Raw genomic sequence first — 24,713 nt, 5'->3', positions numbered from 1 at the left:
AAGGTCGATATCAACATGATCGCCAAACCTTCGTAGTGCTTAGCCGCTTGCGATCCAACTCACAAACTCGACCGCCGCCGACTGGACTCAACCAGTTTCTCTGGCCACCAATGGCTTTGTCTAGCCCAACGATAGCTTCGGAGATCTGTCTACCCTGTCGCGCGTAAACGAGGTCACCGAACCGACCAGACCTCCTAATGTAAATCGCCGAAGCCGATAGAATGACAATTACCATAACGGTAACAGCCGTCGCTGCGCTGGACTTGCTATAAGAACCTAAGTTTAAAGAAAGTTCGGATACAATCACAGCAGGCGTCAAAACGGTGGCCAACCACAACAGCACACTTAAAAAATAGAAGTTTCCTCGATTCAACTTTGAAAAGGTGGAAGTTGACCACTTCGATATCCCATTTCGAACAAACAGACATAAAGAAAAAGCGCCGTAAGTAACAGTTAAGATAGCCCCAACCAGCACTGCATAAACCGGGACACCGGCCATCACTGCAATAGACCCGACCACGGCGGTGGAAATTAGGATCTGACCGACTACCGCGGGATATGGGTTGCTGGCACGATACACCGATTTCCTTCCGGCCTCCATTGCCACCAGCTCGCTTCTATAGTTCTTGTTGTATACCAGCGAGTCCCTAACCCGGGCGCGTCCTGCGCTCAACAAGCTCGCCACCGCCGCGGAAACTAGAAATCCAAAAATACCCACAATCAACGAATTAGGATTAACCTCAAACGACGCGCCGAGAATTTTAAGCATTAACACTGCCAGCAATTGCAACAGAAAAAAGAAAGAAAAGCACGAGTTAATCACTCGTGCACATTTAGTAATACTCTCCGTCTCCAGCACTTCGCCTTGGAGTTGCCTCTCGGATTGCTTCACCGCCACAGCAAATAATGTTAAACCAGCGGCAAGGACTACGGCAGAGACTCCTTGAAATCCGTCGCCTTCAGCCCTAAAAGGGCTGGAAATAAACACGTTCCAGTCGAACAGAGTTGCGAGGAAGAATTTGCCGGAAAAGACGGAGTACAGAAACGGCGGTATTGACGTAATTGAAAGTGTTACAATCGAAATAGCGATGAGGATCAATGCAAAATCTTTAAGGAATCCGCGTCGAGGACGGTCGAATCTATTGTCTTCCTTCTGGCGGCTCGTATCCGTTGCCGAACGCAGGGACATTTCCTGACTCCCTTCAGCTATCCCAAGCTCACGGTGGTCGCACCGCCGACGGAGGCGAAGCGCTCGGGCTGACAGGTGAGCAGGATGACCTGCGCGGACTCGCCGATGGTGCCGAGAACGACGTTGAGGGCGACCAAGCGCTCGGGGTCGGCGAAGCCGAAGGCATCGTCGAGGATGACCGGGGCACCCGCCGACGGGTCGACGAGGGCGGCGACGGCGAGCCGACCGATGAGGGCCAACTGCTCCCGAGTTCCGCCCGAGAGCGATTCGAACGGCACCGTTGTCCCGTCGAGTGTCCGTGAGGCTATCGCGAGATCCTCGGACACCTCGACCGAGAGATCGGGACCGAAGATCGGTCGCCCGAGACGCTCGATCTGCGCCTTGAACGGCGCGACGTACTTCCGTTGGGCCTCATCGCGATGCGCGAGCACCGTCGAGCGGAGCAGATCGATCGCCCGCGCACTGCGCTCGAGACGAGCTCGTCTCCTCTGCGCTGTCTCGAGTGCTTCCTCGGCGCTCGTGAGCTTCTCGTAGATGCCCTCACCGGCCCGGTCGTCAATGAGCGCGGTGAGTCGATCGACCTCCTGCCGTTCCTTCTCCCGCTGCGCCTCCTTGCTCACGACGAGCTGCCGGACGTTGTTGACCTTCATCTCCAGCGTCTGCGGATCGGCGGCGTCATAGGCGGACCGGGCCTCGGCCACTCGCGCCTCGGCAGCACGTGCCTGTTCGGTCGCGGCACTCACCGCCGACCCGAGCGCTTCGTCCGACTCTGCCGCCCTGGCCTCGGCGAGCGCCTTCTCCAGACGTTCGGCCTGCGTCCGCGCCTCCTGCAGGGTGGTCTGCGCGCGGACGGTCTCGACGCGAGCGTCGTCGCGGTTCGCTCGCGCGGTCTCGAGTCGCGCAGTCGCCTCGTCCATGTGCGCCTGGGCATCATCGACGGCCGTGTCAGCGTCGGCAAGAGCCGTTTCGAGATCGGCGACCGTCTCAGCAGAATCGTCGTCGTTGCCCGCGCCGTCCGTCCGCGCGCCGTCCGCCGACTCTTCGTTGCCCGATGCTTCGTCACCGGACTCCCGGTCGTCTCCGCTGCCGGCGATGAGCGCCTCGGCCCGCGCGAACGCCGCTTCGAGGTCCTCGCGCCCGTCCGCTCCGAGCAGGGCTGTCAGCGTCGATACGGCCTCCGCTGCCTCAGCCTCGGCGTCCGCGCGGCGGTGTGCCCGCTCCCGTGCCTGAGCGACCGAATCGACCTGCAGGCGCTCGAGCTCTGCCGAAAGCGCCGACTGCGCGGCCTCGAGCGCCCGGTCGAGTTCGACCGGGGAGGCGCCGGGGCGCACGGTGATGTCGGCGACCCCGTCGACGACGATGCGCACATCGCTGACCACGGCGAGCTCGGTCTCACTCGTCTCTTCGAGCTCCGCGCCCTCGATGCGGACCGGAGTCTCACCGAGGCGGCGGGCGACGATCTGCGCCGCAGCGGAGGTCTTCGCGCTCTCGGCGATGCGCACGTCGGTCTCAAGCGAGATGAGACGGTCGACATCGGCGGCGGTGACGGCGATCGACCGCACCGTCGCCGCAGCAGTGGCCCGCCGCTCCTCCTGCACCCGGATCTCACCGAGGCGACGCCGGAGGTCGGCATAGTCACCGCGCGCCCGTGTCCGGGAGAGACGCTGCGCCGTACGCTTGGCCTCCGCCCGAGCCGCCTCGAGCACCTCACGGGCAGCGGTGACCTCACGCTGTGCCTGCGCGAAGGACTCGTCCTTCTCCGCCTGCGAAGTCTCGAGGTCGTGGGCACGCTCGCTCGCGGTGATCACCGTCTGTGCCGCAGCATCGGCATCGTCGACGAGGGCAGTCCGTCGCTTCCGCGCTTCCTCGGCCAGCGAGACGTCGCGGGCGATCGCCTCGGCGCGCTGCTCGGCGTCGGTGAGCGCGGACTTGAGTGCGTTCAGCGCCGCGAACTCCTCCTCAGCGGCATCCTTGTCCGCGACTGCGGCAGTCAGCTGCTCGCGCACGGACTCGAGTCGGGCAGAGGCCCGAGCATGCCTCTCGACGAGGTCGTCCATCTCCGTGCTGCGCACGGTGAGCTCACGGTGGGCCTCCTGGGCCGCCGTGACCTCGGCGCCGATGTCCCGGTACTCCCCCGTCGGCCTGCCCGACTTCGTGAAGTACTTCAGGTACTCCTCCTCGACCCGGTCGAGGAACGCATCGTGATCGGCGACCTCCGCCCCGGTCTCGCTGAGCGCGGACTGGAGCGCGCTGATCTGCGCCATCGGAGCCTGGGCGAGGCTCTCGCCCTGCGCGACATCGAGGGCGACGAGGAGGTCGACGTCGACGGTGTCGGCGAGGACGGAGAGGAAACGCTCGTGGGCCTCGTCTCCGCTCAGCTGCTCGGGGCGCGGCCGGAGGATCTCCAGAGTGGTGTACTGTCCGCGCAGCCACCGCTTCGCATATCTGAGCTCGATGTCGCCGGTCGTGAGGTGAAGGGAGACCTCGGGTCCTTCGTCGACGCCGATCGGCTGAGTGTCCTTGACGCTCGCCTTCTTCGAACTCGATTTGTCCTCTCGCAGGTGGGCGATCGCCTCGTGGATCGAGGACTTCCCCACTTCGTTGGGACCCTCGACGATGGTCACCCCGTCGGCGAAGTCGACGGTGGCATCGACAATGCCGCGGTAGTTCTGCAGGCGGATCGAATGCAGTCTCATGTCCCGCTCCTCGCGAATCGGTAGAGGAGGCCCAGGGCATCCTGTGCGGCGGCGTCGTCGCCGGCGGCCCGCTCGGCGAGGTCGTCGAGGGACTCCTGGAGGTACCCGCTCAGCCCGAGACCGGCGAAGTCCTCATCGGCGGCGATGACGGCCACGTCGGTGTGCCGCTCCCACAGGGAGACGAGGGCGAAGAGGTCCCCCGCGTGGTCGAGGATCTCGTCGAGCCTCGCCTTGGCCGCCGTCGAGAGGGTGCCGCGGAGGATGAGCCAGAGCGCGGTGCGGTCCTTGTCGGCGATCGCCGCAAGCCGGGACTCGAGCGCGGTGACGTCTTCAGCAGAGTCGATGTCCTCCTCGACGACGACGAACGACCACTGGCCCACCGCTACCTTCTCGACATCGAGAGCATGGGTCTGTGGGTCGATGTCGACGACGAGGACGTTGCCCGGATCGTCCTCGCGCCGCGAGGTCACTTCGGGCGCGCCCGGATACCAGATGCGCTCGGCGACCTCGAAGGTCGCGTGCCTGTCGCCGAGGGCGACGAACTGCGCGCGGTCCGCGTCGAGGACGCGGCGCAGATGCGCCTCGTCGATCGTCGCCACTGACTCCCGGTCGGGATCGAGGCTGCTCACCGCCCCGTGTCCGGCGATGATGCGGATCCGGCCGGGAGCCACCTCTGCGAGGTGATCCGTGGCGGCCGCGACGAGGTCGTGGAGGGGGCGCTTCGAGAACCACGGAGCTCCGACGACCTCGGTGCCCGGCACCACCTCGACGGGAGCGGAGTCGCGGAGAACCCGGACGTGCTCTGGCTGCCGGGACGTGAAGGCCGGGGAGTCGTAGATCGACGCGGCATCGAGCGGATCGTGATTGCCCGGCAGGAGGACGACAGGCACGGTGAAGGCTGAGAGGACCTCGAAGGTCCGGGAGACGATCGCACGATCGAGCTGGTTCGACTCGAAGACGTCCCCGCAGACGAGGACGAACTCCGCGCCCCGCTCCTCGGCGAGCTCCCCGATCCGGCGGATCGCGTCGAGCCTGGCCCGGTGGAAGCGGGGCCTGGCCTCGGCGCTGAGGAAGTGCGCGGTCATGCCCAGCTGCCAGTCTCCGGTGGCGATGAATCTCATCGGTGCCCTCCTCACGTCGTCACCATCCTATGTATGGGCCCCAGAGTACGAGTCGGCACGGACACGGCCTGTGATGCTCGCCATATCTGCGCGGATTGCGGTCGATTCGCGCCGCCGCCCAGGAACTTAGGTTAGGCTATGCAATTGTGAAGATGACAGCTCAGACGCAGCCGTCCGTCCTCGATGCGCACGACGGGGCGACGCTCAACGCGGCCCGCCTCCGTCTCGGCTACGAACGCCGTACGGTCGTCGACGACGTCTCGCTCTCGATCGCCTCCGGACGGGTCACTGCGCTCGTCGGGCCCAACGGCAGCGGCAAGTCGACCGTCCTGCGGTCCCTGGCCCGCCTCCACCCCATCGACTCAGGTGCCGTCTCGATCACGGCGGGCGGGTCGACGACACCGTCCTCGGCGCTGTCCTCGCGGGAGTTCGCCACGGTCGTCACCCTGCTCTCGCAGTCGCGCCCGCACCCCTCAGGGGTGAGCGTCCACGACGTCGTCGTCTACGGCAGGCACCCGCACCGCAAGCGCTTCGCCGCGCTCACCGAGACCGACCACGCGGCGATCGACAAGGCGCTTGCCCTCACCGGCACCGCGCACATGGCCGAGCGTCCCGTCGACCAGCTCTCCGGCGGGGAACTCCAGCGCGTGTGGCTGGCCACCTGCCTGGCCCAGGACACCGGGGTCCTCCTCCTCGACGAACCGACCAACCACCTCGACCTGCGCTACCAGGCCGAGATCCTCGACCTCATGCGCGAACTCGCCGACGACCACGACACGGCGATCGGGGTCGTCCTCCACGACCTCGGCCACGCCGCCGCCGTCGCCGACCACGTCATCCTCCTCGATGCGGGACGAGCGCGCGCGGTCGGGACCTGCGAAGAGGTGTTCACCGCCGAGATGCTCACCGAGGTCTACGGCCTGCCGATCACCGTCACCACCGACGAGGACACAGGCCTCGTGCGCGTCGAGGCTCTGCCGCGCCGACGGCGCCGACCCGCCGCGCCCCGATCGCAGCGATCATCGGCGCAGCCGACCGCGGTCACCCCCGCCCCCTGAATCGCTCTCCCCCGCCCTGTCACAGCCGGCACTCGTCCCCGGAGTGCGCCCACGAGAAGGAAGACCCACCCATGGCCACACTGCCACGCACCTTCGCCCTCGCCTCGGCGAGCGCGATCTGCGCCCTCGCACTCTCCGCGTGCGGGACCACCGACACCGACGCCTCGGCGGATGACGCCGCACAGAAGTCGACCTCGGCGTCGTGCGCCGACGACCAGACCGCGACCTCGACGGACCCGGTCTCGGTCACCGACGACACGGGCACGACCATCGAACTCGACAAGCCCGCGGCGAAGGTCGTCTCCCTCGAATGGCAGTACACCGAGGACCTGCTCTCCCTCTGCGTCGACCCGGTCGCCGCCGCCGACGTCAAGGGCTACACCGCGTGGGACACCGCTGAGAAGCTGCCGGAGACGACGACCGACGTCGGCACCCGTCAGGAGCCCAACGTCGAGTCGATCCTCTCGGCGAACCCCGACCTCGTCATCATCGAGAAGGAATCGCGCGACGACAAGGTCATCCAGCAGATCGAAGACCAGGGCGTGCCCGTCATGGTCATGACCGGCGCCGATGCGAAGGATCCGATCGCCTATATGAAGGACACGTTCTCCCTCGTCGCCCAGGCCACGGGACGCAGCGAACGCGCTCAGACGGTGCTCGAGGACTTCGACGCGAAGGTCGAGGAGTCGAAGCAGGCCATCGCCGATGCGAAGCCCGAAACGACGGACTTCGTCTACTTCGACGGCTGGGTCAACGGCTCGAACGTCGCCATCCGACCCTTCGGTCAGGGCTCGCTCATCGGTGAGCTCGGGGAGACGATCGGGCTGACCAACGTCTGGACCGGTGAGGTCGACCCCGCCTACGGGCTCGGCCAGACCGACATTGAGGGCCTCTCCAAGGTCGGCGACGCGAACTTCTACTACACCGGCACCGAGGATCCCGAGTCCGAGGACTACGTCGAACTGCTGAAGAAGAACGACATCTGGGCGAACATCCCCGCCGTCAAGGAGGACAGGGCCACACCGTTCCCTGCCGGCATCTGGACCTTCGGCGGCCCGAAGTCCTCCGCACAGGCCCTCGACGCCTACGTCGGCGCCCTGACGAAGTGACCCAGACGTCCACCGACGCCGCTGAGACCGACGTCCGGGACGGTGCCGCGGCGCCGTCCCGGGGCGTCGGCCTCCTCGGTGCGCTCACGGCCACCGGGGTCCTCGTCGGTCTCGCCGTCGTCCTCCTCGTGCTCTCGGCGTGGCACATCACGCAGGGCACCTCGGGGATCGGTCTGCGCGACCTCCTCGGAGCGCTCACCGGTGCCGCCTCCCGCGCCGAGGCGGGTCCCAGTGTCCGCGACATCCTCATCGGATCGCGGCTGCCGCGCGTGAGTGCCGCCGTCCTCGTCGGCATCTCCCTCGGCGTCGCCGGCGCCCTCTTCCAATCGCTGGCCCGCAACCCGCTCGCCTCCCCGGACACGCTCGCGGTCACCGGCGGGGCCTACTTCGCCGTCACCCTCGTCACCGCCTTCGGGCTCGCCGTCCCGGTGTGGGCCTCCGGTGGTGTCGCGTTCGCCGGCGGCCTCCTCGCCGCCGCGCTCGTCCTCGGACTCGCCGGCGGGGCCGCGGCGTCGACGACGAGGCTCGTCCTCGCCGGCACCGCCACGGCGCTGGCCCTGCAGGCGGGCACGTCGACGCTGCTCATCCTCTTCGCCGAGGAGACGACGAGCCTCTTCTCCTGGGGCTCCGGCACTCTCAATCAGCTCGACGGCTCGGCAGCCCTGCGCAGCGCCCCGGTCATCGCCGTCATCGTCGCAGCGGCCCTCCTGCTCGCCCGCCGCCTCGATCTGCTCAGCCTCGGCGACGACACGGCTGCGGTGCTCGGCGTTCCGATCCGCTCGACGCGGGCCATCGGCGTCATCCTCGCTGTCCTCCTCACCGCCACCGCAGTGACGCTGGCCGGGCCGATCGGCTTCGTCGGCCTCGCCGCGCCGGTGATCACCCGCCTGCTCGCGCGGTTCGTCCCGGTGCTCGCCAAACATGTCGTGATGATCCCCGCGACCGCACTCATCGGGGCGATCATCGTCGTCCTCGCCGACGCCGTGCTCCGCGCGATCGTCGGAGCCACGGCCGCGATCACCCTGCCGTCCGGGGTGACGACGACCATCCTCGGCGCGATCATCCTCGTCCTGCTCGCCCGCCGGATGCGCACCACGGGTCCGGCACAGCCGACCTCGGCAGCGCGGAGCACGGTGCACGGTGGCCGTCGCGCCGCGCTCGTCATCACTGCCCTCACCGTCGGCATCCTCGTCGCCACCGTCCTCGCCCTGCTCACCGGGGAACGGTTCTACCTCCTCGGCGACGTCGCCCTGTGGCTGCGCGATCAGGCGGCCCCGGTGATCGGCTTCGCCTTCGACTCCCGGGCACCGCGGGTCGCCGCTGCCCTCCTCGCCGGTGCCGCGCTCGCCCTCTCGGGCACGTTCGTCCAGGCCAGTGCGCGCAATCCGCTCGCCGAGCCCGGGCTTCTCGGCATCACCGGCGGGGCCGGGCTCGGCGCCGTCATCGTCGTCACCCTCGTTCCCGGCGCCACGGTCGTCCTCATCTCCACCGTCGGCATCATCGGGGCACTCGTCGCCTTCGCGATCGTCTACGGCCTGTCGTGGCGGGGCGGGATGAACACCGACCGCCTCGTCCTCATCGGCATCGGCCTGTGGTACGGCTTCACGGCTCTGACCACGCTCTTCCTCATCCGCGCGAATCCGTGGGACACCCCGGCGATCTTCACGTGGCTGTCCGGGTCGACGTACGGGCGCGTGTGGGCCGATGTCGCACCCGTCGTCCTCGTCCTCGTCATCGCCATCCCGCTCGCCGCGGTGTGGAGTCGGGAGCTCGACCTCCTCGCCCTCGACGACGACACGCCGAGGCTCGTCGGAGTCGCCCGCGAACCCGTCCGCCTCGGTGTGCTCATCACCGCGGCCGTCCTGGCAGCGGTGAGCGTCTCCGCGGTCGGCGTCGTCGGCTTCGTCGGGCTCGTCGCCCCGCACGCGGCCCGCGCCCTCGTCGGCAGCCGCCATTCCCGGGTCATCCCCGTCGCGATGCTCCTCGGCGGCCTCGGGCTCGTCGTCGCCGACGCCCTCGGGCGCACCGTCATCGCCCCCGCACAGATCCCCGCCGGCCTCATCGTCGCCCTCATCGGCGCTCCCTACTTCGTGTGGCTGCTCGCGCGGTCACGGGCCTAGGGGACGACCGCCTCGGCGAGGACGGCCGGCACATGACAACGGGTGGGCCCCTCCGTTCGGAGGGGCCCACCCGCGTCTGTCACGTCGTCACATGATGCCCGAGACGACGAGGAGCAGCCACGTGAGAAGCGGGGCGAGGAGAACGACGATCGCACCGTAGATGATGAGGTCGCGCCAGATCGTCTTCGCCGCACTGCCCTTCGCGTTGGCGATGATGAGGGCGCCGTTCGTCGAGAACGGGGAGACGTCGACGATCGTCGCCGAGATCGCGAGTGCGGCCATGACCGCGGTCGCGCTGAGCTCGCTCTGCTCGAGCAACGGGATCGAGAGCGGGATGAACGCGGTGAGCAGCGCCGTCGACGAGGCGAAGGCGGAGCTGATGCCGATGACGTAGCAGAGGACGACGGCGACGAGGAGCGGGATGCCGATCGAGACGGCCATCGTCGAGAGCGAATCGATGACGCCCGCCTTCGTGAGCAGGGAGATGTAGACGATCATGCCCGAGACGAGGAGCACCGTCGACCACGAGATCCCCGAGACGAACGTGTCCGAGTGCTTCATCGAGGTGAACGCGAGGACGAGACCGCAGGTGAGACCGAGGAACCCGATCGGCAGCTCGAAGCCGACCGCACCGATGACCATGACCGCGATGAGGGAGAGCGTCAGCCACACCTGCGGGGTGAGGACGGAGCGTCCCACCGGCGCCGAGGCGGGTGCCGGGTCCGCGAGTGTCGTTCCGCCCTTGCCCCACGACGTCCCGGTGCCCGCGGGGGCCGCCGTCCCGCCGAGGCGGCCCGCGGGCGCGCCCGCACCGCTCGAGGGTGTCGCCTCGGTGGGGCCGTCGTCCTCATCCACGGCCTCGGGTTCCGGTGTGGTGCGCAGACGACCGAAGACCCGCATCACGGCGACGGTGAGGATCGTGACGATGACGTTGATCGCATACGAGGCGGCGAAGAGGGCGCCCTGGTCGATGTCGAAGCCGTTCTCCGCGGCGATGTCGCGGACGATGATGCCCGAGACGGAGATCGGTGAGAACGCTCCGGCGTGGGCGCCGTTGATGATCATCGCGCCCATGACCACGCCGCTGTAGCCCGAGGCGGCACTGAAGCCCATCGCTGCGGGAGCCAGCAGGGCGACGGCCGCCGGGGAGAACGTGCCGAGGGAGGTGAGGATCGAGGCGATGACGAAGAAGATCCACGGGACGATGCCGAGGCGTCCGCGCACGGCGCGCACGGCGAGGTCGACGAGCATCTTGATGGTCCCGTTGCGCTGGGCCATGCTGAAGAAGAACGTCACTCCGACGATGGTGAGGACGATGCTCGCGGGGAACTCCTCGAGGATCTCCTTGTCGTCCATGCCGAAGACGAAGGTGCCGAAGAGGAACGCTCCGACGAACCCCATGATGCCGATGTTGATCGGCCACTTTGTGGCGGCGATGAACATCACCACCAGTACCACCAGGATGAGAATCTGGACGAGGGTCATGGGAGGTCCTCCAACTTCATTGTCAGTGTGATTGTCTCTGATTGCGGGTGCGTGGTGCCGTCCGGTCCGATGACCGAGCGGGTGGGGTCAGCCGACGAGCTGCAGTGCGGTGTCGGCGTGCGGAAGATCGATGTCGGCGGCGGCGATGCGCCTGGCCACGCGCCTGACCCCGAGTCGGGCGACGTCGCCGGCGGGGTCGAGCTGCACTTCGCAGGTGATGACCCCGGCGGGAGTGCCGATGCGGATGCTCACCTCGCCGCCGCGCGAGAGGAGTCGGTCCGGGCCGATGAGTGAGCGGACGAGGCTGCCGTCGACGAATGCCGCCCGGGCGAGGGCGATCGCCGCGGTGAGGCCGATCGCCGGGTGCGGGTCGAACATCGAGACCATCCGCACCGAGAGGTCGTAGGAGGCGGCGGCGACCCGCTCTCCCGTCGTCGTCGTGAAGTCCTCGGCAGGACCGATGATGCCGACCTTCGGAACGGCGGGGCTGGGGTCCTCGCCGGGCAGGGTCAGCCCCATCGCCTGGGACGCCGACTCGCGGATGGCGAGGAGTTCGGGCAGGCGCAGGCGCACCTCGGGAAGGGTGTCGCTGCCGGTCATCCCGAGGTCGGCTGCGGAGACGAAGCATGCGGGAGCTCCGGCGTCGATGGCGCTCACGGTGACCGTGCGCCCGGCGGCACTGAGCACCGTCGTCGCCGCACCCGTGGGCAGAAGCTCCCCGGTCGAGGTGCCGTCGACGTTCTCGAAGAAGACGTTGACGGGCACCCCGGGCATGGCGCTGCCGGGGATCGTCTCGTCGCCGTCGGTGGGGATCGCCCGGCCAGGGGTGGCCACCTCGGCGACGAGGACGGATCGGGTGTTCTCGTTGATCATCCTCACCTCGGTTACGTCTCCGCCAGCACGGACGAGCCCGTTCTGGATCGCGAAGAGCGCGACGGCCGAGGCGCAGTTGCCGCAGTTCGACGTGAACTCGACCGCGGTCTGCCCGATCCCGACCTGGGCGAAGAGATAGCTGATGTCGATGCCCGGGATCGCCGAGGGCGAGATGATCGCCGCCTTCGACGTCGTCGAGGAGGCACCCCCGACCCCATTGAGCTGCCGGTCGTCGCCCGACCCGAAGGCCGCCGCGAGGGCGGTCGCGATCTGGGCTCGATCCGCGGGCATCTCATCGCCCATGAAGAGCCAGCACTTCGATGTGCCGCCCCGATACCACTGTCCGTGGAGTTGACCGTTCACGTGTGTCTCCTGAATCCGACGCCGCGGTGATGCGGCTTTCGATTCACGGTGTCACGCAGCATGATTAAGTTCAATCAACACTTTGTTACCTCGATCTAAGCTATGCTTAAACCATGAGTTCAGCGCCGTACAGCGTCGATCGACTCCTCCTCCTGCTTCTCGTGTTTCGGACAGGCAGCCTCTCCGCGGCCGCCGATGAGCTCGCGCTCTCCACCTCGGCGGTGTCGCAGCAGATGAGCAAGCTCGAACGCGAAGTCGGCCTTCCGCTCGTCGTCCGGCACCCGAAGGGGATGCGCCTGACCGATGCGGGTCTCAAGCTCGCCGCGCACGCGATGACGATCGACAACGCACTCGCAGCCGCCTGCAACGACATGGAGGCCTTCGCACAGCTCGACCGCGGCGAAGTGCGGATCGCGACGTTCCCGACCTTCGCCGCCTCGGTGATGCCGAAGGTCCTCCTCCACTTCCATGACCTCCACCCCGATGTCGAGGTCACCGTGCGCAGCTACCGCCTCGACCGCATCGGGGAGGCACTCGAGCGCCGGGAGGTCGACCTCGCGACACTCTGGGACTATCCGTGGGCGCCGATCGGACAGGACATCCCCGTGCAGACCACACTGCTCAAGGAGCCGACGATGCTCCTGCTGCCGGCCGGGCACCGTCTGGCGCGCCGACGCATCGTCGATCTCGAGGAGGTCGCCGACGACCGATGGATCACCCGATCCTCGCACCCGGTCGCCTCAGTGCTCGAGCGGATCTGCCGGGATGCCGGGTTCGACCCGGACATCGTCTTCGAGGCCAACGACTACCCGGAGCTGCTCGGCATGGTCTCGGCAGGTCTCGGCGTCGCAGTCGCCCCGCGGCTGGCGGTGCGCGCGCACGGACCCGACGTCAGGGTCGTCGCGATCCGCGGCAATCCGGCACCGCGGCGGATCCTCCTCGCCAAACTCGCTGAACGCGTTCAATCCCCTGCCACTCTCGCCCTCGTCCGGTCCTTCCGCACCGTGAGCGCGGCGAAGGAGTGGCGGGGCTAGGACGCAGACCCCTCTCCCCACTCCTCTGCCGCCTCGGTGATGTAGTCGCGCAGCCGCGCGACGACCCGGCTGGGCCGGCGGACGGCGGAGACGAGCGCGATCTCCCGGACGTACGTTCCCTTCAGCTCCACCTCGGTGAGGCCCTCGATGGGGCGGACGCTGCGCGGGATGAGGGCGATGCCCATGCCCCGACTGACGAATTCGCGGATCGTCGAGAACTCCGTCACCTCGGTCTTCACCTCGGGGACGAATCCGGCGGCCAGGCACCACGCGTCGGTGAGGGTGCGCAGGTTGTACGGCTCGGGGTTGGCGATGAACCGTTCGTCGGCGAGTTCGGCCAAGGAGATCATTCGGCGCCGGGCCAACCGGTGGTCGGCCGGGACCGTCGCGACGACGGTCTGACGTGCAAGGACCTCGTGCGCGAGCTCCGTCGGCGGCGGGATGATGATCGCGAGGTCGAGCAGACCCGCCCGCAGGTCGTCGACGAGGACGGCGCCGTGGGCCTGTTTGAGGTCGAGGCGGATCCCGGGATGGGCGTCGCTGAAGGCGGCGAGAAGATCGGGGATGACCCCGGCGCCCATCGTCAGGGGGAAGCCGAAGCGGATGACGCCGCGATCGGGATCGGCCGCCTCGGCGAGGTCGGAGATCGCGATCCCGATCTCCCGCAGCGGAGCCCGGATCTCCGCGACGAGGTCCCTGGCCTGCTGAGTGAGACCGACCGTGCGCCCCCGCGGGACGACCATCGGGACGCCGAGGTGGTCCTCGAGGCCGTGAATGCGTCGACTCATCGTCGATTGGGGGATGCCGAGGACCGCGGCCGCGTCGGTCATATGACCGTCCTGATCGGCGAGTTCGACGAGTGCCCTGAGATGCGGGACGAGGGCGTCGAGATTTTCATCCATATTCGGATCATACTCATCGATCCACTCATTGGACGGATGATTCGCTCGGGAGGATCGTGGTGGTACGGGCCTGGAACACCCGCCCGTGACCTGCATCCGACATGGAGGACACCATGCCCCGCACACCGCGAACCGAGACTCTCCCCTATGCCGATGTCGTGCTCATCGGCGGCGGCATCATGTCAGCGACCCTCGGGTCGTTGCTCGCCGTCCTCGAACCGTCGTGGCGGATCGTCGTGCTCGAGAAGTCCGGCGACCTCGCCTCCGAGAGCAGCGACCCCTGGAACAACGCCGGCACCGGTCACTCGGGGTTCTGCGAACTCAACTACATGCCCGATCCGAACGACGGGACGAAGCCGGCCGCCATCGCCCGGCAGTTCCAGCTCAGCCGACAGTGGTGGTCGCATCTCGCCGAGGCGGGACTCATCAATCCCTCAACGTTCGTCCACCGCACGGCGCACATGAATCTCGTCTTCAGCGACCGCGACGTCGCCTACTTGCGCCGGCGAGTGGATACGCTGCGGACCGATCCGCTCTTCGCCGATATGGAGTACTCGGAGGATGCCGAGGAGATCGCCGCGTGGGCACCGCTGACGATGGAGGGCAGAGGGCCCGACGGCTCGGTCGCGGCCTCTCGGGTCCGCCGTGGCACGGACGTCGACTTCGGTGCCCTCACCCGGGCATTGACGTCGGTCATCACCGCTGAAGGCGGGGGCGAGGTGCTCACGGGGCACACCGTCACCGGTCTGAGTCGAGACGGTGACGGCTGGATGGTCACGGGGACGATCGGCGAGACGCCTGCGACCGGTGGCAGCCGGTTCGCGATCCGGGCGGGAACGGTGTTCGTCGGCGCGGGCGGCTTCGCGCTGCGGCTGCTGCAGAAGGCCCGTGTTCCTGAGGTCAAGGGCTATGCGGTGCTGCCGGTCGGTGCCGCGTTCTACCGGTGTTCTGTCCCCGCCGTGGTGAGACGCCACAATGCCAAGGTCTACGGGCAGGCCGATGTCGGCGCTCCCCCGATGTCGGTGCCGCATCTCGACAAGCGTGTCGTCGACGATGAGGAGCATCTCCTCTTCGGACCGTTCGCGACCTTCAGCACGAAGCTGCTCAAGCGCGGTCGCCTCAGCGACTTCTTCACCACCCTGCGACCGGGCAACCTCCACGTCGTCGCCGCTGCGGGCCTGCAGAATCTCAGCCTCGTCCGCTACCTCATCGGCGAGCTCGCTGCGAGCCCAGCGAAGAAGTTCGCACAGCTGCGCAGGTACTACCCGAATGCACGACCGAACGAATGGGAGCTCATTCCCGCCGGCCAGAGGGCGCAGCTCGTCACCCCCGATCCGAAGCGGGTCGGAGTCCTGCAGCAGGGCACCGAGCTCGTCGTCTCCGCCGACGGATCGATCGCCGGTCTCCTCGGCGCCTCCCCCGGTGCCTCGACCGCAGTGCCGATCATGGTCGACCTGCTGCGGCGGTCGTTCCCAGCCCAGTGGCGTCGGTCCTGGGAGGAGCGCATGATCGACGCCGTGCCCGACCTCGCCCGGCAGGACTGGAGCGCCGAGGCGGTAGCGGCGAGTGAGGTCCGCACTGACCGAGCACTCGGGCTCGGCCGAGACGAAGCATCTGCCGCCGGAGAGTCCGAAGCGTTCAGTCGAGTTCCGGCTCGGCCATCGTCGGTGCCGAGACTCTGAAGGCGCGGGTGCGCACAAGCAGGAAGACGAAGCCACCCAGGGCCCAGACAACACCGACGATCTTCGCGTTCGCGTCAAGACTCAGCCACAAGGCGACATTGATGACGAGGCCGACTCCGGGAAGAACATATCCTGCCCACACGCCGATTCTTCCTGCGGGTCGCAGATACTTGAACGTGGCCAGGATCAGCGAGAGGTTGACCGCTCCGAAGGCAACGTAGGCACCGAAGTTGATCAGCGAGGCCGCCGATTCCAGGTCGAGGAACATTGCCGTGGAGGCGAGCACGGCGATGATGACGATATTGACCACAGGAACTCCTGACCTGCGATTGATCCGTCCGAACACCCGCTCCGGCAAGGTCCCGTCTCGTCCCATGGCGTAGAGAAGGCGGGCCGCACTCATCTGTTGGGTCAGCCCGCAGCCGAGGACTGCGAACATGTACCCGCCGACGAACAGCGCCTGGAACGCCGCACCACCGATGTACTTCGCGATCTCCGGCGATGCACCGACGATGTCACCGACCGTCGACACATCAGGGAAGAGCACCTGCATGGTGTAGGTGACCACGACGAAGAACACGCCGGCAGAGATGACGATGACAATGATCGCGCGAGGAATGTCGACCGTGGGTCTGACCGCTTCCTCTGACATCGTGGTCACCGCATCGAACCCGAGGAACGACAGAGCGAGCAGAGATGCGCCTCCCAGAAGGGCTCCGGTCGGCACTCCGCTGGGATCGAAGGGCATCAGACTCAGCTCGCTTCCTCCAGCACCCACGATGATGTTCCGGACGGCGAAGAAGACGAATGCGGCAGCGACAACGAGCTGAACGACGACGAGGATGACATTGACCTGGGCCGCGAGTTTGACTCCGACGACGTTGAGGATCGTGCAGATCACGATTGTCGAGATCACCCAGATCCACGACGGCACCTCTGGCAGGACAGCGCCCATGTAGATCGCAGCGAGGAGAGCGTTGAGCATCGGCAGCAGAAGGTAGTCGAGCGTAGCGGCCCACCCCACCATGAATCCAACGTGAGGATTGATCGTCTCCCGGGCGTAGGTATATGCGGATCCGGCTCGCGGATAGTACTTCGACATCTTCGCGTAGCTCAGCGCAGTGACGACCACCGCGGCGAAGATGATGATGTATGCCAAGGGCACACGTCCGTCGGTCGCTTCGGCAACGATGCCGAAAGTGTCGAACACTGCCAAAGGGGCCATGTACGCGAGTCCGAGGAAGACGATGTGTCGCAGTCGCAGGCGTCTGCGCAGTCTGCGGGCACCGTCTGCTTCAATCTCTTTCCTCTCACCGGGTTCGTACTCTTCGGCGTTCGTCGAACGGTTCTTCGTTGAATCGGTTCGCATTGTTCTGCCTTCCAGATGATTCGTCGGATGGAGCTTCGTCAGTCGTGTACGTGGCCAGAGCAGCTCAGTTCCTTGCCTCGGGTCTTGGCAGCGGCGTCGACGCGAAGATCGGACGCGGATCGACCCTCCGCGTCGTGGACGATGGCGCCGCCGACAATCGTCAGGTCGGCTCGCTGCTCAAGGATTCCCGCCGCATCGAGAGAGTAGAGATCGGCAGACCAGCTGACCAGATCCGCCTTCGCCCCGACCGTGATCACTCCGAGATTCTGCTCCTCATGCCAAGCCCAGGCGCCCTGCCGCGTGTAGCCTTCCAGCGCTCGATCGAGCGTGATGGCCTCGGCAGTCGTCCACGACGTCCTGCCGTCGAGACCTGCACGGGTGAGCGCAGAATAGATGCCGACCAACGGATCCATCTCCCCGACCTGCCAGTCGCTCGAGAGCGCGACATGAGCACCGGAATCCATGAGCGACCGGACTCTCCAGGCGCGGTCCCATCTCGCCTCGCCGACATTCTCCATCCAGGTTCCCTCGATGAGATCGGGAGAGGCGTGGCGCGGCTGCATCGCTGCTGTCACCCCAAGAGACGCGAATCGAGACAGATCGTCTGAGTGGAGGCACTCGACGTGGACGATTCCGTGACGACGATCCTGTGTCGAATTGGCCACCGTGGCGGCTTCGATGGCGTCGAGCGCGAGCCGGACTCCTCCGTCACCAGTGGCATGAGTGTGCGTCTGGAAGCCGAGCCGGTCGAGCTCCGTGATGATCTTGCTCAGTTCGCCGATCGGTGCCGAGGGGTGTCCACGGTGGCCCGGCCGGTTGGCGTAGTCGTCCAGCATCCACGCGGTGTGCGGCTCGATGACATCATCGGCATAGAGCTTGACCGGCCCGAAGCGGAGACGGTCAGTTCGTGGGGCATCGTGGACTGCGGTTCTCAGGTCCTGGCGAAATTCCGGTGCGGCACCGACCGGGTGGAAGAGAGCGGCGATGACCCGCGACGAGAGCCTGTCCTCACTCAGTGCTCGTTCGAACAACCCGATCTCCGCAACAGGAACCTGCGGTTCGACGACGGTGGTGATGCCTGACCGTGTCGCCATCTCGAGGCTTCCGAGCAGCTTTCGGTACCGCCGATCGGGCGAGTACATGGGAATGTCGCGTTGCAGCGCTTCGAGTCCTGCGCTGGTCATCGCCGAGGTATAGAAGTCGGTGACCCAACCGGTTGGGCGCCCGTCGGATCCGAACTCGGGGTTTCCCCACGCGATGTCGCGCCCATCGCTGATTCCGAGCGCTGCCAACGCGGCGTCATTGAGCCATACTGAGTGCTGATCGTAGGTGGTGACGAAGATCGGTCGGTCCGTGAGGCCGGCAAGGTCGGCCGCGTTGGGTCGTCGGTTCTCCACCACTGAGTAGACAGCGTTCTCGGCACACACCCACGACAGCTCCGGACGCTGCGAGGCGAGTTCGCGAATTCGACGGCGAACCTCCGACAGCGTCTCTGCACCCTCAAGGCTGACGGCGTCTGGGTCGAACCCGAGCAGCAGGTGATTATGGCTGTCGATGATGCCCGGCGTGAGCAACCGCCCTTCGAGATGCCTGACCTCTCGCGCCTTCGGAGCCTCATCCGCTGCCCCGACGAATGCGATTCGACCACCGAGAATCCCGACGGCTTCCGCCCAGGGGAGATTCGGATCGAAGGTGCGGACTTTGGCGTCGGTGAGCAGAAGGTCAAGCATGTGCGGCCCCGTTTCGATGCATCGTTGCACGGTCAGTTCTATTCTTTGACGCTAGTGTCAAAGAATTGGTTCCAGGCTCACACCGCGGTCCGACGATGTCAAGAGCGGAACGCGATAGTCTCATCCCATGGCACGGACCAAGAACCAATCCCAACGGCGTGACGCGCTCATCTCGGCGACGCTGAAGACGGTCGGCGAAACCGGTCTGAGATCGGTCTCGCTCGCTGATGTGGCACGGCGAGCAGGCCTGACTCGGGGTGCGATCCTCTACTACTACGATGACCTCGATGCGCTGCTGCTCGAGACGCACCGCGCAGGCGTCGAGCGATTCTGCGATGCCAGAGAAGCTGTCATCGCTGCACTCGACGATCCCCGTCGGCAGCTTTCCGCCGCGATCAGCGAAGGACTGCCGACCGGTCCTGACGACGCGCTCATGCGGCTTCTCTATGAGTTCGATGTCCTCGCGGGCACGTCAAGTGCTCACGACGAAATGGTCGAACACATGTTCACCCGGCAGCTCGACATCTATCGCAGGGTCCTCACCGCAGGCACCGATTCAGGAGACTTCTCCCCTGCCATCGGCATCGAGCAGCTCGCACTCAATCTCGTCGCACTGGAAGATGCCTACGGTTTGCACATCGTTGCGGGCAACTCCCTGCTCACTGTCGCGGACGCCGAAGCCGCGATGCGCTCCGCGGCCAGCGGACTCGGAGCGGCTCCCGCTTGACCTTCTCGCGTATGAAGAATCCGGACTGACGCAGGAACATCGCGGCTGAACTGGGCGCTGGAACGCGGTCGCAGTCACCGTTCCACTGTTGGAGCATCCGAACCGCTCCTGCCGGCTCGGGCTCGGTTCCGCAGCGCCAGGTACTCGGTGGGCCGGTATCCGGTGACGCGGAGGAAGTCGGCGGTGAAATGGGACTGGTCGAACCATCCCAACCCGGTCGCGAGGTCCCCGAGCGAACCGTCCCAACCGCGGTCGAGGGCGGCGACGGCGTCGATGACCCGTGAGCGCACGAGGATCCGCTTCACCCCGACCCCGCAGTGGTCGAGGAAGAGCCTCTGCAGGCCGCGTTCGCTCATCGCGACCGCCTCGGCGAGTGCTCGCAGGTTCGTCACCGCCCGATCGGACATGGCCGCCAGTGCCAGACGCACGCGTTCGTACCCCGTCGTCATCTCCGGTGCCTGGGAGAGCAGCCAACGATCGAGCACCTCGGCGGCGGAATCGAGGTCATGCGGGACGGCGAGCTCCGCGTCGATCCCGGGGAACCACCGCTCCGCTGCGACGGTCGAGTCGCGGATATCGGCGGGCCGCCCGGTCGTGAACGCACGCGTCCCGCCGAGGCGGAACTTCACCCCGACGACGCCTCCGACACCGGAGAGCTCGACGTCGAAGCGCGTGCGCGTCACCGGCCCCGTCACCCACAGTCCCGGGCCGGTGATGCCGGCTCGGCGCAGATCGCCCCATTCGGCGGTGAGATTGACTGCGGGTTCGGACACCGTCGCCGCACGGTAGCGCTCCCCCGGCTCGAGGTCCCACCTCACCGACCAGTAGCGTTCGATCCACGGCTGCAGCGCCTCGGCGGGATCGGCGACGCGGTAGCGCGCGTGATCGAGCAACTCACTGGGCCGGAGCACTCGACCGAGCATGTGCTCCGGCGGCCCGGGATCGGCGACACCGACGCCGGCCTCCGCACCTGGCGGGTTTTTCCTAGCGGCGACGTCGTCCATGACACAAGAATGGCAGACATGACCGACACACAGACAGACACAGCCTCCTCCGATTCTTCGACCTCACCGGTGGCCAGCCTCGCGATGGTCACCCTCGACGCTCCCGACGCCGCCGAGCTCGGGAAGTTCTGGACCGCCGTCCTCGGCTGGCCCATCGTCTACTCGGACGAGAACTACGCGATGCTCAAGGGACCGAGCCACGCCCTGGGCATCGGAACGATCCCCGACTACAAGCGACCGGACTGGCCCGACGACGGGCACAAGCAGTTCCACCTCGACCTCGCCGCCGACGACATCGAGACCGCCGTCGCCAGGTGCGTCGAACTCGGTGCCACCCGCGCCGAACCGCAGCCGGGCGAGACCTGGACGGTCCTCATCGACCCGGCCGGCCATCCCTTCTGCGTCACGGACGCGAAGAACTGGCAGTAGGTCGGTACTTCGCTGGTCCGGGGCGGCCCGCCCGCTCTGCCGACTCCCTCGGTCGGCGCGGGCTCAGTGCTCGCGAATCTGCTCGAGGAGGTAGTCGCGCAGGTGCGGGATGACGATGCGGACGAGGCCGTGGGCGGGAGACTCGATGACGCCGTGCGCAAGCAGCATCCGCCGGTAGTCGTTGGCCGTCTGCTTCTTCGACCCGAGCCGTTCGGCGATCTCCCCGGTGTGAGAGATCCGGTCGTCGGCGGCCATCGCGTTGAGATAGCGCCGGGCGCCCGGAGTGAGGGCGGCCAGAGTGGGTTCGTAGATCTGTTGGATGAGAATCTCCTTGGCCTCGCCGATGATGGCCTCGACGTGGTCGGCGGTGATCACCTCGGCGTCGGCTGACTCCCGCCAAGCCAGATCCCCGATGATCTGGACCATGTACGGATACCCGAGCGAGGCCTCGGTGCCGAGTGCGAGCGCCTGCGCGTCGAACCTCTTGCCCGACTCCTCGGCCGGCAGGCGGAGGGCGAGCTCGGTCTCCTCGGGAGTGAAGCTGCCGAGGTTGATCCGACTCGCGCGTCGGAGGAAGGTCGAGACCTCGTCGTTGACGATAGTGTCGATGCTCGCCGGCAGGCCCGCGGCGACGAACGCGAGCGGCGCCTCCTGCGACATAGCATAGGCGACGGCATCGGTGACGGCGCGGAACTCGTCGAGGTTCGAGCGGTGGACCTCGTCGAGGGAGATGACGAGCCCGGTGCCGTGCGCGTCGAGGAGTTCGAGCACCTTCATCAGGTGGTGCCGGAAGTCCGGCTGCAGGGCGCTCGTCGTCTCGGTCCGAGTCGTCAGTCCCCCGGCCCCTGCCGGCAGGGTGATGCCGACGACCTTGGACTTCGTCGTCTCATGGGCATCGTGCGCCTCGAGCGCCTCAGGCAGCCTCGCCCCGGTGAGCCTGCCGACGAATCCGGGCGAGGCCTGTTCGCGCACCGTGAGCCACTGCCGCGACTCGGCGACGTCCTCGAAGATGTTGAGCAGCACCGTCTTGCCGACTCCGCGCTGACCGGTGACGAACACGGTCCGTCCCGCTCCCCCACGCTGGTCGAGCGCCCTGGCGAATGCGTTGACCTCAGCTTGGCGTCCGACGGCGACGGGCGGCGTCGTCCCGAACCCCGGGCGATAGGGTGATTCGCCGCTGCTCGCCGAGGCGGGAGGGATGGTGATCGTCATGACTGACCTGCTCATCGTCGGGAGTTCGTGACCGCACTCCGTATATTACCGTATTTTCCGTATTTGGCGTATCTATCTTTACTCACTGGCCGCTTCAGGCCTTCTCGACCCTGACGACGTAGTGCGAGCCGTCGAGTCCGTCGACGAGGATCGTCGCCGCATGCTGATGGTTCTCCCCGCGGACGAGCCAATTGGGTTTGAGGACACCGCGCACGGGTCCGGCCTGTCGCACGCGCACGCTCATGCCGAGCCGGAACGTCCGGATCGCCTTCGTCCGCACGAGCGCCCGTGCCGATTGGACCACCGCGTCATCCGGAGTCGCCGGACCGGTCCACCGGGCGGAATCGACGGTGAGGCCCCGCGGTGCGAAGTCGGCGATCGACGCCTTCCCCGTCGCCGCGTCGACGAGGACGTTGGCTCGCGACGCAGCGGTCCCCCGATGGAGCGGACCGCTCGTCTCCACGTCGAGGGCGACCCACCAGAACGGGTGGAGTGCCTCCGTCGCCTCCGCGGCAGCGTCGGGAAGCTTGCGTCCGAACACGGCGACCGCCTCGGCGGGGGTGATGTGCGGGGTGAGCCGGAGGATCTCCGGGGGCTGTTCCGACCTCCCCACGGTCGACTCCCTTCTCGGGTCGGCGGGGCGGCGGTCGGCGTCGGGACCCGTGCGCTCAGACATCCTTGGGCACCTGGGAGGCGAGCGCGTCGTTCTGTCCGGTGAGCATGCGCGCGGGGATCGGACCGATCTTCGCCGTCTCCTCGAGGGCTGCGACGATGTGCGCAGGCACGGGGTGGGACTTCTGGGTGGCGAGGGAGACGACGATGATTCCCAGGGTTGAGGCGACGATGCCGACTCCCATGGGGTCGATCGCGGTGACGTCGACAAGCCCGCTGAGTTGCCATCCCACCGAGGAGACGGTGCCGAGCAGCATCGAGGCGATCGCACCGGGCACGTTCGCCTTCTTCCACCAGGCGGCGGCGATGTAGACGGGGACGAAGGCGGCGCCTAGGACGGTCGTGGAGAAGATGACCACCTCGGCGACGGCGGGCGGGTCGCCCACGGCGACGACGTAGCCGATGATCGCGAGGAGGAGGACGGTGAAGCGGGAAACCCACACCGACTGCCGGTCGCTCATGGTCGGGCGGACGAAGCGCTGGAAGAGGTCCTGGCTGGCGATCGTCCCGGACTGGAGGAGCAGGGCGTCGGCGGTGGACATGATCGCCGCCATGATGCCGGCCATGACGATGCCGACGGCGAAGTCGGGCAGGACAGTGTCGGCGACCTGGAAGACCGCGAGCTCGGGATTGTCGAGGCTGGGCAGGATGATGAGCGCCATGATCCCGACGATGTACGGGGCTGGGATGAAGAGGAGGTTGAACCCGGTGGCGTAGAGGCTCGCCGTCCTCGCCACCGACGGCTTCCGCATCGCCATGTGGCTGACGTTGACGTGCGGCCAGCCCATGTAGCCGATCGAGAAAACGAGGACGGCGCCGATGATGATGCCCCACTGGACGTCGGCGAATCCTCCGGGACCCCACATGGTCAGCAGGTTCGGGTTGATCTGTCCGACCGCCTCGTTGCCGGCGGTCCACCCGCCGACGGCCTGGAGGGTGCCGATGAGGATCCACACCATGCCGATGCACATGATGATCGCCTGGACGAAGTCGGTGTAGGCGACGGCGAGATAGCCGCCGAGGAACGTGTAGAAGACGATGACCCCGACGGCGACGAGCAGCGCCCACGCGTACGGGATGCCAGTGACCATTTCGAGGCCGCGACCTCCTGCGATGAACTGGCTCATGACGTAGAAGAAGATGCAGAAGAGCGCGATCGGGGCGGCGATCGCCCGGATCCACTTCGACGGGTACCGCTGCTCGAGATACCCGATCGAGGTGAGCGAGCCGAGGATCTGGGAGAGCTTGCGCATCCGCCGGCCGAGGATCGAGAGGTTGAGGACCCCGCCGCCGATGTCGCCCATCGCGTACCACAGCGAGAAGTACCCCTGCGTGTAGCCGAGCGACCCGGCGCCGAGGAACATGTACCCCGACATCGACGAGGACTGAAGGCGCAGCGCGGTGACCGCGGGGCCGAGGCTGCGTCCGCCGAGGAGGTAGCCCTCTGACCCCTGCGAGCCGATCCGCATCGTCCACACGCCGATGCCGGCCATCGCGACGAAGTAGATGATGAGGAACCACGTCTCGATGTTCATGGCCGTCCCCCGTTCTCCGGTCCCACGCTGCGGTCATGTCCGGCGGTGGGGTCTGTGCCGGTTACGGATCCGCTCGCCGAGGCAGCGCCCGGGTCGTCGATATCCTCCGCCGACCAGCGTCGAGAGAGGAAGACGAAGACTAGGGTGTAGAGGACCCAGAGGGCGGGGATGCCGAAGATGATGACGACCGTGGTCATCGGCAGGCCGAACATGAAGATCACCTCGCTGTGACTCTCAGCGCCAGCGCTCAGACCGGCAGGGTACCGCTCGACAGCTTCGGAGTCGGGCTGTCCCTCCGAGGATACAGCCGAGGCGGCGGGGAAAGCCGGAGGGGCCGACCGCAAGCTTCGCCACTGCCTCGGCGACGATTTCGGTAGCAGGACGGCCATCGACGCGGTGAACC

20 protein-coding genes are annotated in these 24,713 nt (G+C 66.9%); 7 read left to right on the top strand and 13 right to left on the bottom strand.

The annotated features are described in order from the left end of the window. Positions 1–10: 10 nt before the first annotated feature. Genes BC102111_RS17580 through BC102111_RS12675 form a run of 3 tightly spaced genes read right to left on the bottom strand, consistent with a single transcriptional unit; the run spans position 11 to position 5,006 of the window. Entirely contained in the window at positions 11–1,189 is a 1,179-nt protein-coding gene (locus BC102111_RS17580; protein WP_141236329.1) for a hypothetical protein, read from the bottom strand. Between the two features lie 17 nt (positions 1,190–1,206). Beyond that, positions 1,207–3,885, bottom strand: a complete 2,679-nt coding sequence (locus BC102111_RS12680) for an AAA family ATPase (protein WP_095375641.1) — start codon at positions 3,883–3,885, stop codon at positions 1,207–1,209. Next, positions 3,882–5,006: a metallophosphoesterase family protein gene (locus BC102111_RS12675; RefSeq protein ID WP_095375640.1), complete on the bottom strand. Its 1,125-nt coding sequence runs from the start codon at positions 5,004–5,006 to the stop codon at positions 3,882–3,884. Before BC102111_RS12675 ends, BC102111_RS12680 begins: the two co-directional genes overlap by 4 nt. Before the next feature lie 152 nt (positions 5,007–5,158). On the opposite strand from BC102111_RS12675, the gene BC102111_RS12670 reads away from it, so the two are divergent. The 3 genes from BC102111_RS12670 to BC102111_RS12660 all read left to right on the top strand — a co-directional run bounded on the left by BC102111_RS12670 (position 5,159) and on the right by BC102111_RS12660 (position 9,293). Next, positions 5,159–6,064 carry an ABC transporter ATP-binding protein gene (locus BC102111_RS12670; protein WP_176472435.1) on the top strand — a complete coding sequence of 302 codons (906 nt, stop codon included), beginning with the start codon at positions 5,159–5,161 and terminating at the stop codon, positions 6,062–6,064. Positions 6,065–6,135: 71 nt separating this feature from the next. Then, positions 6,136–7,173 carry an ABC transporter substrate-binding protein gene (locus BC102111_RS12665; protein WP_101624509.1) on the top strand — a complete coding sequence of 346 codons (1,038 nt, stop codon included), beginning with the start codon at positions 6,136–6,138 and terminating at the stop codon, positions 7,171–7,173. Continuing rightward, a complete protein-coding gene (locus BC102111_RS12660) occupies positions 7,170–9,293 on the top strand; it encodes an iron ABC transporter permease (protein ID WP_095375637.1) in 2,124 nt (707 codons plus the stop codon). The genes BC102111_RS12665 and BC102111_RS12660 overlap by 4 nt, the downstream gene beginning before the upstream one ends. An 87-nt stretch (positions 9,294–9,380) precedes the next feature. On the opposite strand, the gene BC102111_RS12655 is transcribed toward BC102111_RS12660, so the two are convergent. Both BC102111_RS12655 and BC102111_RS12650 read right to left on the bottom strand, forming a co-directional pair. Beyond that, entirely contained in the window at positions 9,381–10,778 is a 1,398-nt protein-coding gene (locus BC102111_RS12655; RefSeq protein ID WP_095375636.1) for an SLC13 family permease, read from the bottom strand. Positions 10,779–10,865: 87 nt separating this feature from the next. Continuing rightward, positions 10,866–12,014, bottom strand: a complete 1,149-nt coding sequence (locus tag BC102111_RS12650; protein ID WP_223289791.1) for a PrpF domain-containing protein — start codon at positions 12,012–12,014, stop codon at positions 10,866–10,868. Positions 12,015–12,127: 113 nt separating this feature from the next. Here BC102111_RS12650 and BC102111_RS12645 point away from each other — a divergent pair, with 113 nt between their 5' ends. Beyond that, complete coding sequence (locus BC102111_RS12645; RefSeq protein ID WP_063250222.1) at positions 12,128–13,048, top strand: LysR family transcriptional regulator; 921 nt, start codon at positions 12,128–12,130, stop codon at positions 13,046–13,048. Here the strand turns inward: BC102111_RS12645 and BC102111_RS12640 are convergent. Next, positions 13,045–13,950: a LysR substrate-binding domain-containing protein gene (locus BC102111_RS12640; protein WP_095375635.1), complete on the bottom strand. Its 906-nt coding sequence runs from the start codon at positions 13,948–13,950 to the stop codon at positions 13,045–13,047. The genes BC102111_RS12645 and BC102111_RS12640 overlap by 4 nt on opposite strands. A 113-nt stretch (positions 13,951–14,063) precedes the next feature. Between BC102111_RS12640 and mqo the strand changes: the two genes are divergently transcribed. Further along, positions 14,064–15,632, top strand: a complete 1,569-nt coding sequence (gene mqo, locus BC102111_RS12635) for a malate dehydrogenase (quinone) (RefSeq protein ID WP_095375769.1) — start codon at positions 14,064–14,066, stop codon at positions 15,630–15,632. Here mqo and BC102111_RS12630 read toward each other — a convergent pair. Together BC102111_RS12630 and BC102111_RS12625 are read right to left on the bottom strand one after the other, a co-directional pair. Then, positions 15,589–17,001, bottom strand: coding sequence for an APC family permease (locus BC102111_RS12630; RefSeq protein WP_095375634.1), 1,413 nt, complete (start codon positions 16,999–17,001; stop codon positions 15,589–15,591). The two genes, mqo and BC102111_RS12630, sit on opposite strands and share 44 nt — an antisense overlap. Before the next feature lie 38 nt (positions 17,002–17,039). Further along, positions 17,040–18,731 (bottom strand): amidohydrolase, encoded by a 1,692-nt coding sequence (locus BC102111_RS12625; RefSeq protein ID WP_095375633.1) that lies wholly within the window; start codon positions 18,729–18,731, stop codon positions 17,040–17,042. A gap of 127 nt (positions 18,732–18,858) precedes the next feature. Here BC102111_RS12625 and BC102111_RS12620 point away from each other — a divergent pair, with 127 nt between their 5' ends. After that, on the top strand, positions 18,859–19,458 hold the full coding sequence (locus BC102111_RS12620; protein ID WP_095375632.1) for a TetR/AcrR family transcriptional regulator: 600 nt from the start codon (positions 18,859–18,861) through the stop codon (positions 19,456–19,458). 74 nt (positions 19,459–19,532) lie between these two features. On the opposite strand, the gene BC102111_RS12615 is transcribed toward BC102111_RS12620, so the two are convergent. Then, the gene (locus BC102111_RS12615; protein ID WP_223289790.1) at positions 19,533–20,462 is read right to left on the bottom strand and encodes a helix-turn-helix domain-containing protein; all 930 of its coding nucleotides are present in this window, start codon (positions 20,460–20,462) and stop codon (positions 19,533–19,535) included. 18 nt (positions 20,463–20,480) lie between these two features. Here BC102111_RS12615 and BC102111_RS12610 point away from each other — a divergent pair, with 18 nt between their 5' ends. Then, positions 20,481–20,891, top strand: coding sequence for a VOC family protein (locus BC102111_RS12610; protein ID WP_009374580.1), 411 nt, complete (start codon positions 20,481–20,483; stop codon positions 20,889–20,891). Positions 20,892–20,954: 63 nt separating this feature from the next. Here BC102111_RS12610 and BC102111_RS12605 read toward each other — a convergent pair whose 3' ends face one another. The 4 genes from BC102111_RS12605 to BC102111_RS12590 all read right to left on the bottom strand — a co-directional run bounded on the left by BC102111_RS12605 (position 20,955) and on the right by BC102111_RS12590 (position 24,522). Next, positions 20,955–22,103: a DUF8462 domain-containing protein gene (locus tag BC102111_RS12605; protein WP_176472434.1), complete on the bottom strand. Its 1,149-nt coding sequence runs from the start codon at positions 22,101–22,103 to the stop codon at positions 20,955–20,957. A gap of 94 nt (positions 22,104–22,197) precedes the next feature. Continuing rightward, complete coding sequence (locus BC102111_RS12600) at positions 22,198–22,779, bottom strand: hypothetical protein (RefSeq protein WP_095375629.1); 582 nt, start codon at positions 22,777–22,779, stop codon at positions 22,198–22,200. Further along, positions 22,772–24,310, bottom strand: coding sequence for a sodium/proline symporter (locus BC102111_RS12595; RefSeq protein WP_009374575.1), 1,539 nt, complete (start codon positions 24,308–24,310; stop codon positions 22,772–22,774). The genes BC102111_RS12600 and BC102111_RS12595 overlap by 8 nt, the downstream gene beginning before the upstream one ends. Then, positions 24,307–24,522: a hypothetical protein gene (locus BC102111_RS12590; protein ID WP_176472445.1), complete on the bottom strand. Its 216-nt coding sequence runs from the start codon at positions 24,520–24,522 to the stop codon at positions 24,307–24,309. Before BC102111_RS12590 ends, BC102111_RS12595 begins: the two co-directional genes overlap by 4 nt. Positions 24,523–24,713 lie beyond the last annotated feature (191 nt).

Source organism: Brevibacterium casei CIP 102111, assembly GCF_900169275.1.
Lineage (GTDB): Bacteria > Actinomycetota > Actinomycetes > Actinomycetales > Brevibacteriaceae > Brevibacterium > Brevibacterium casei.
The sequence above is the reverse complement of the archived record's forward strand: the minus strand, read 5'-3'. Positions and strand labels throughout refer to the sequence as shown.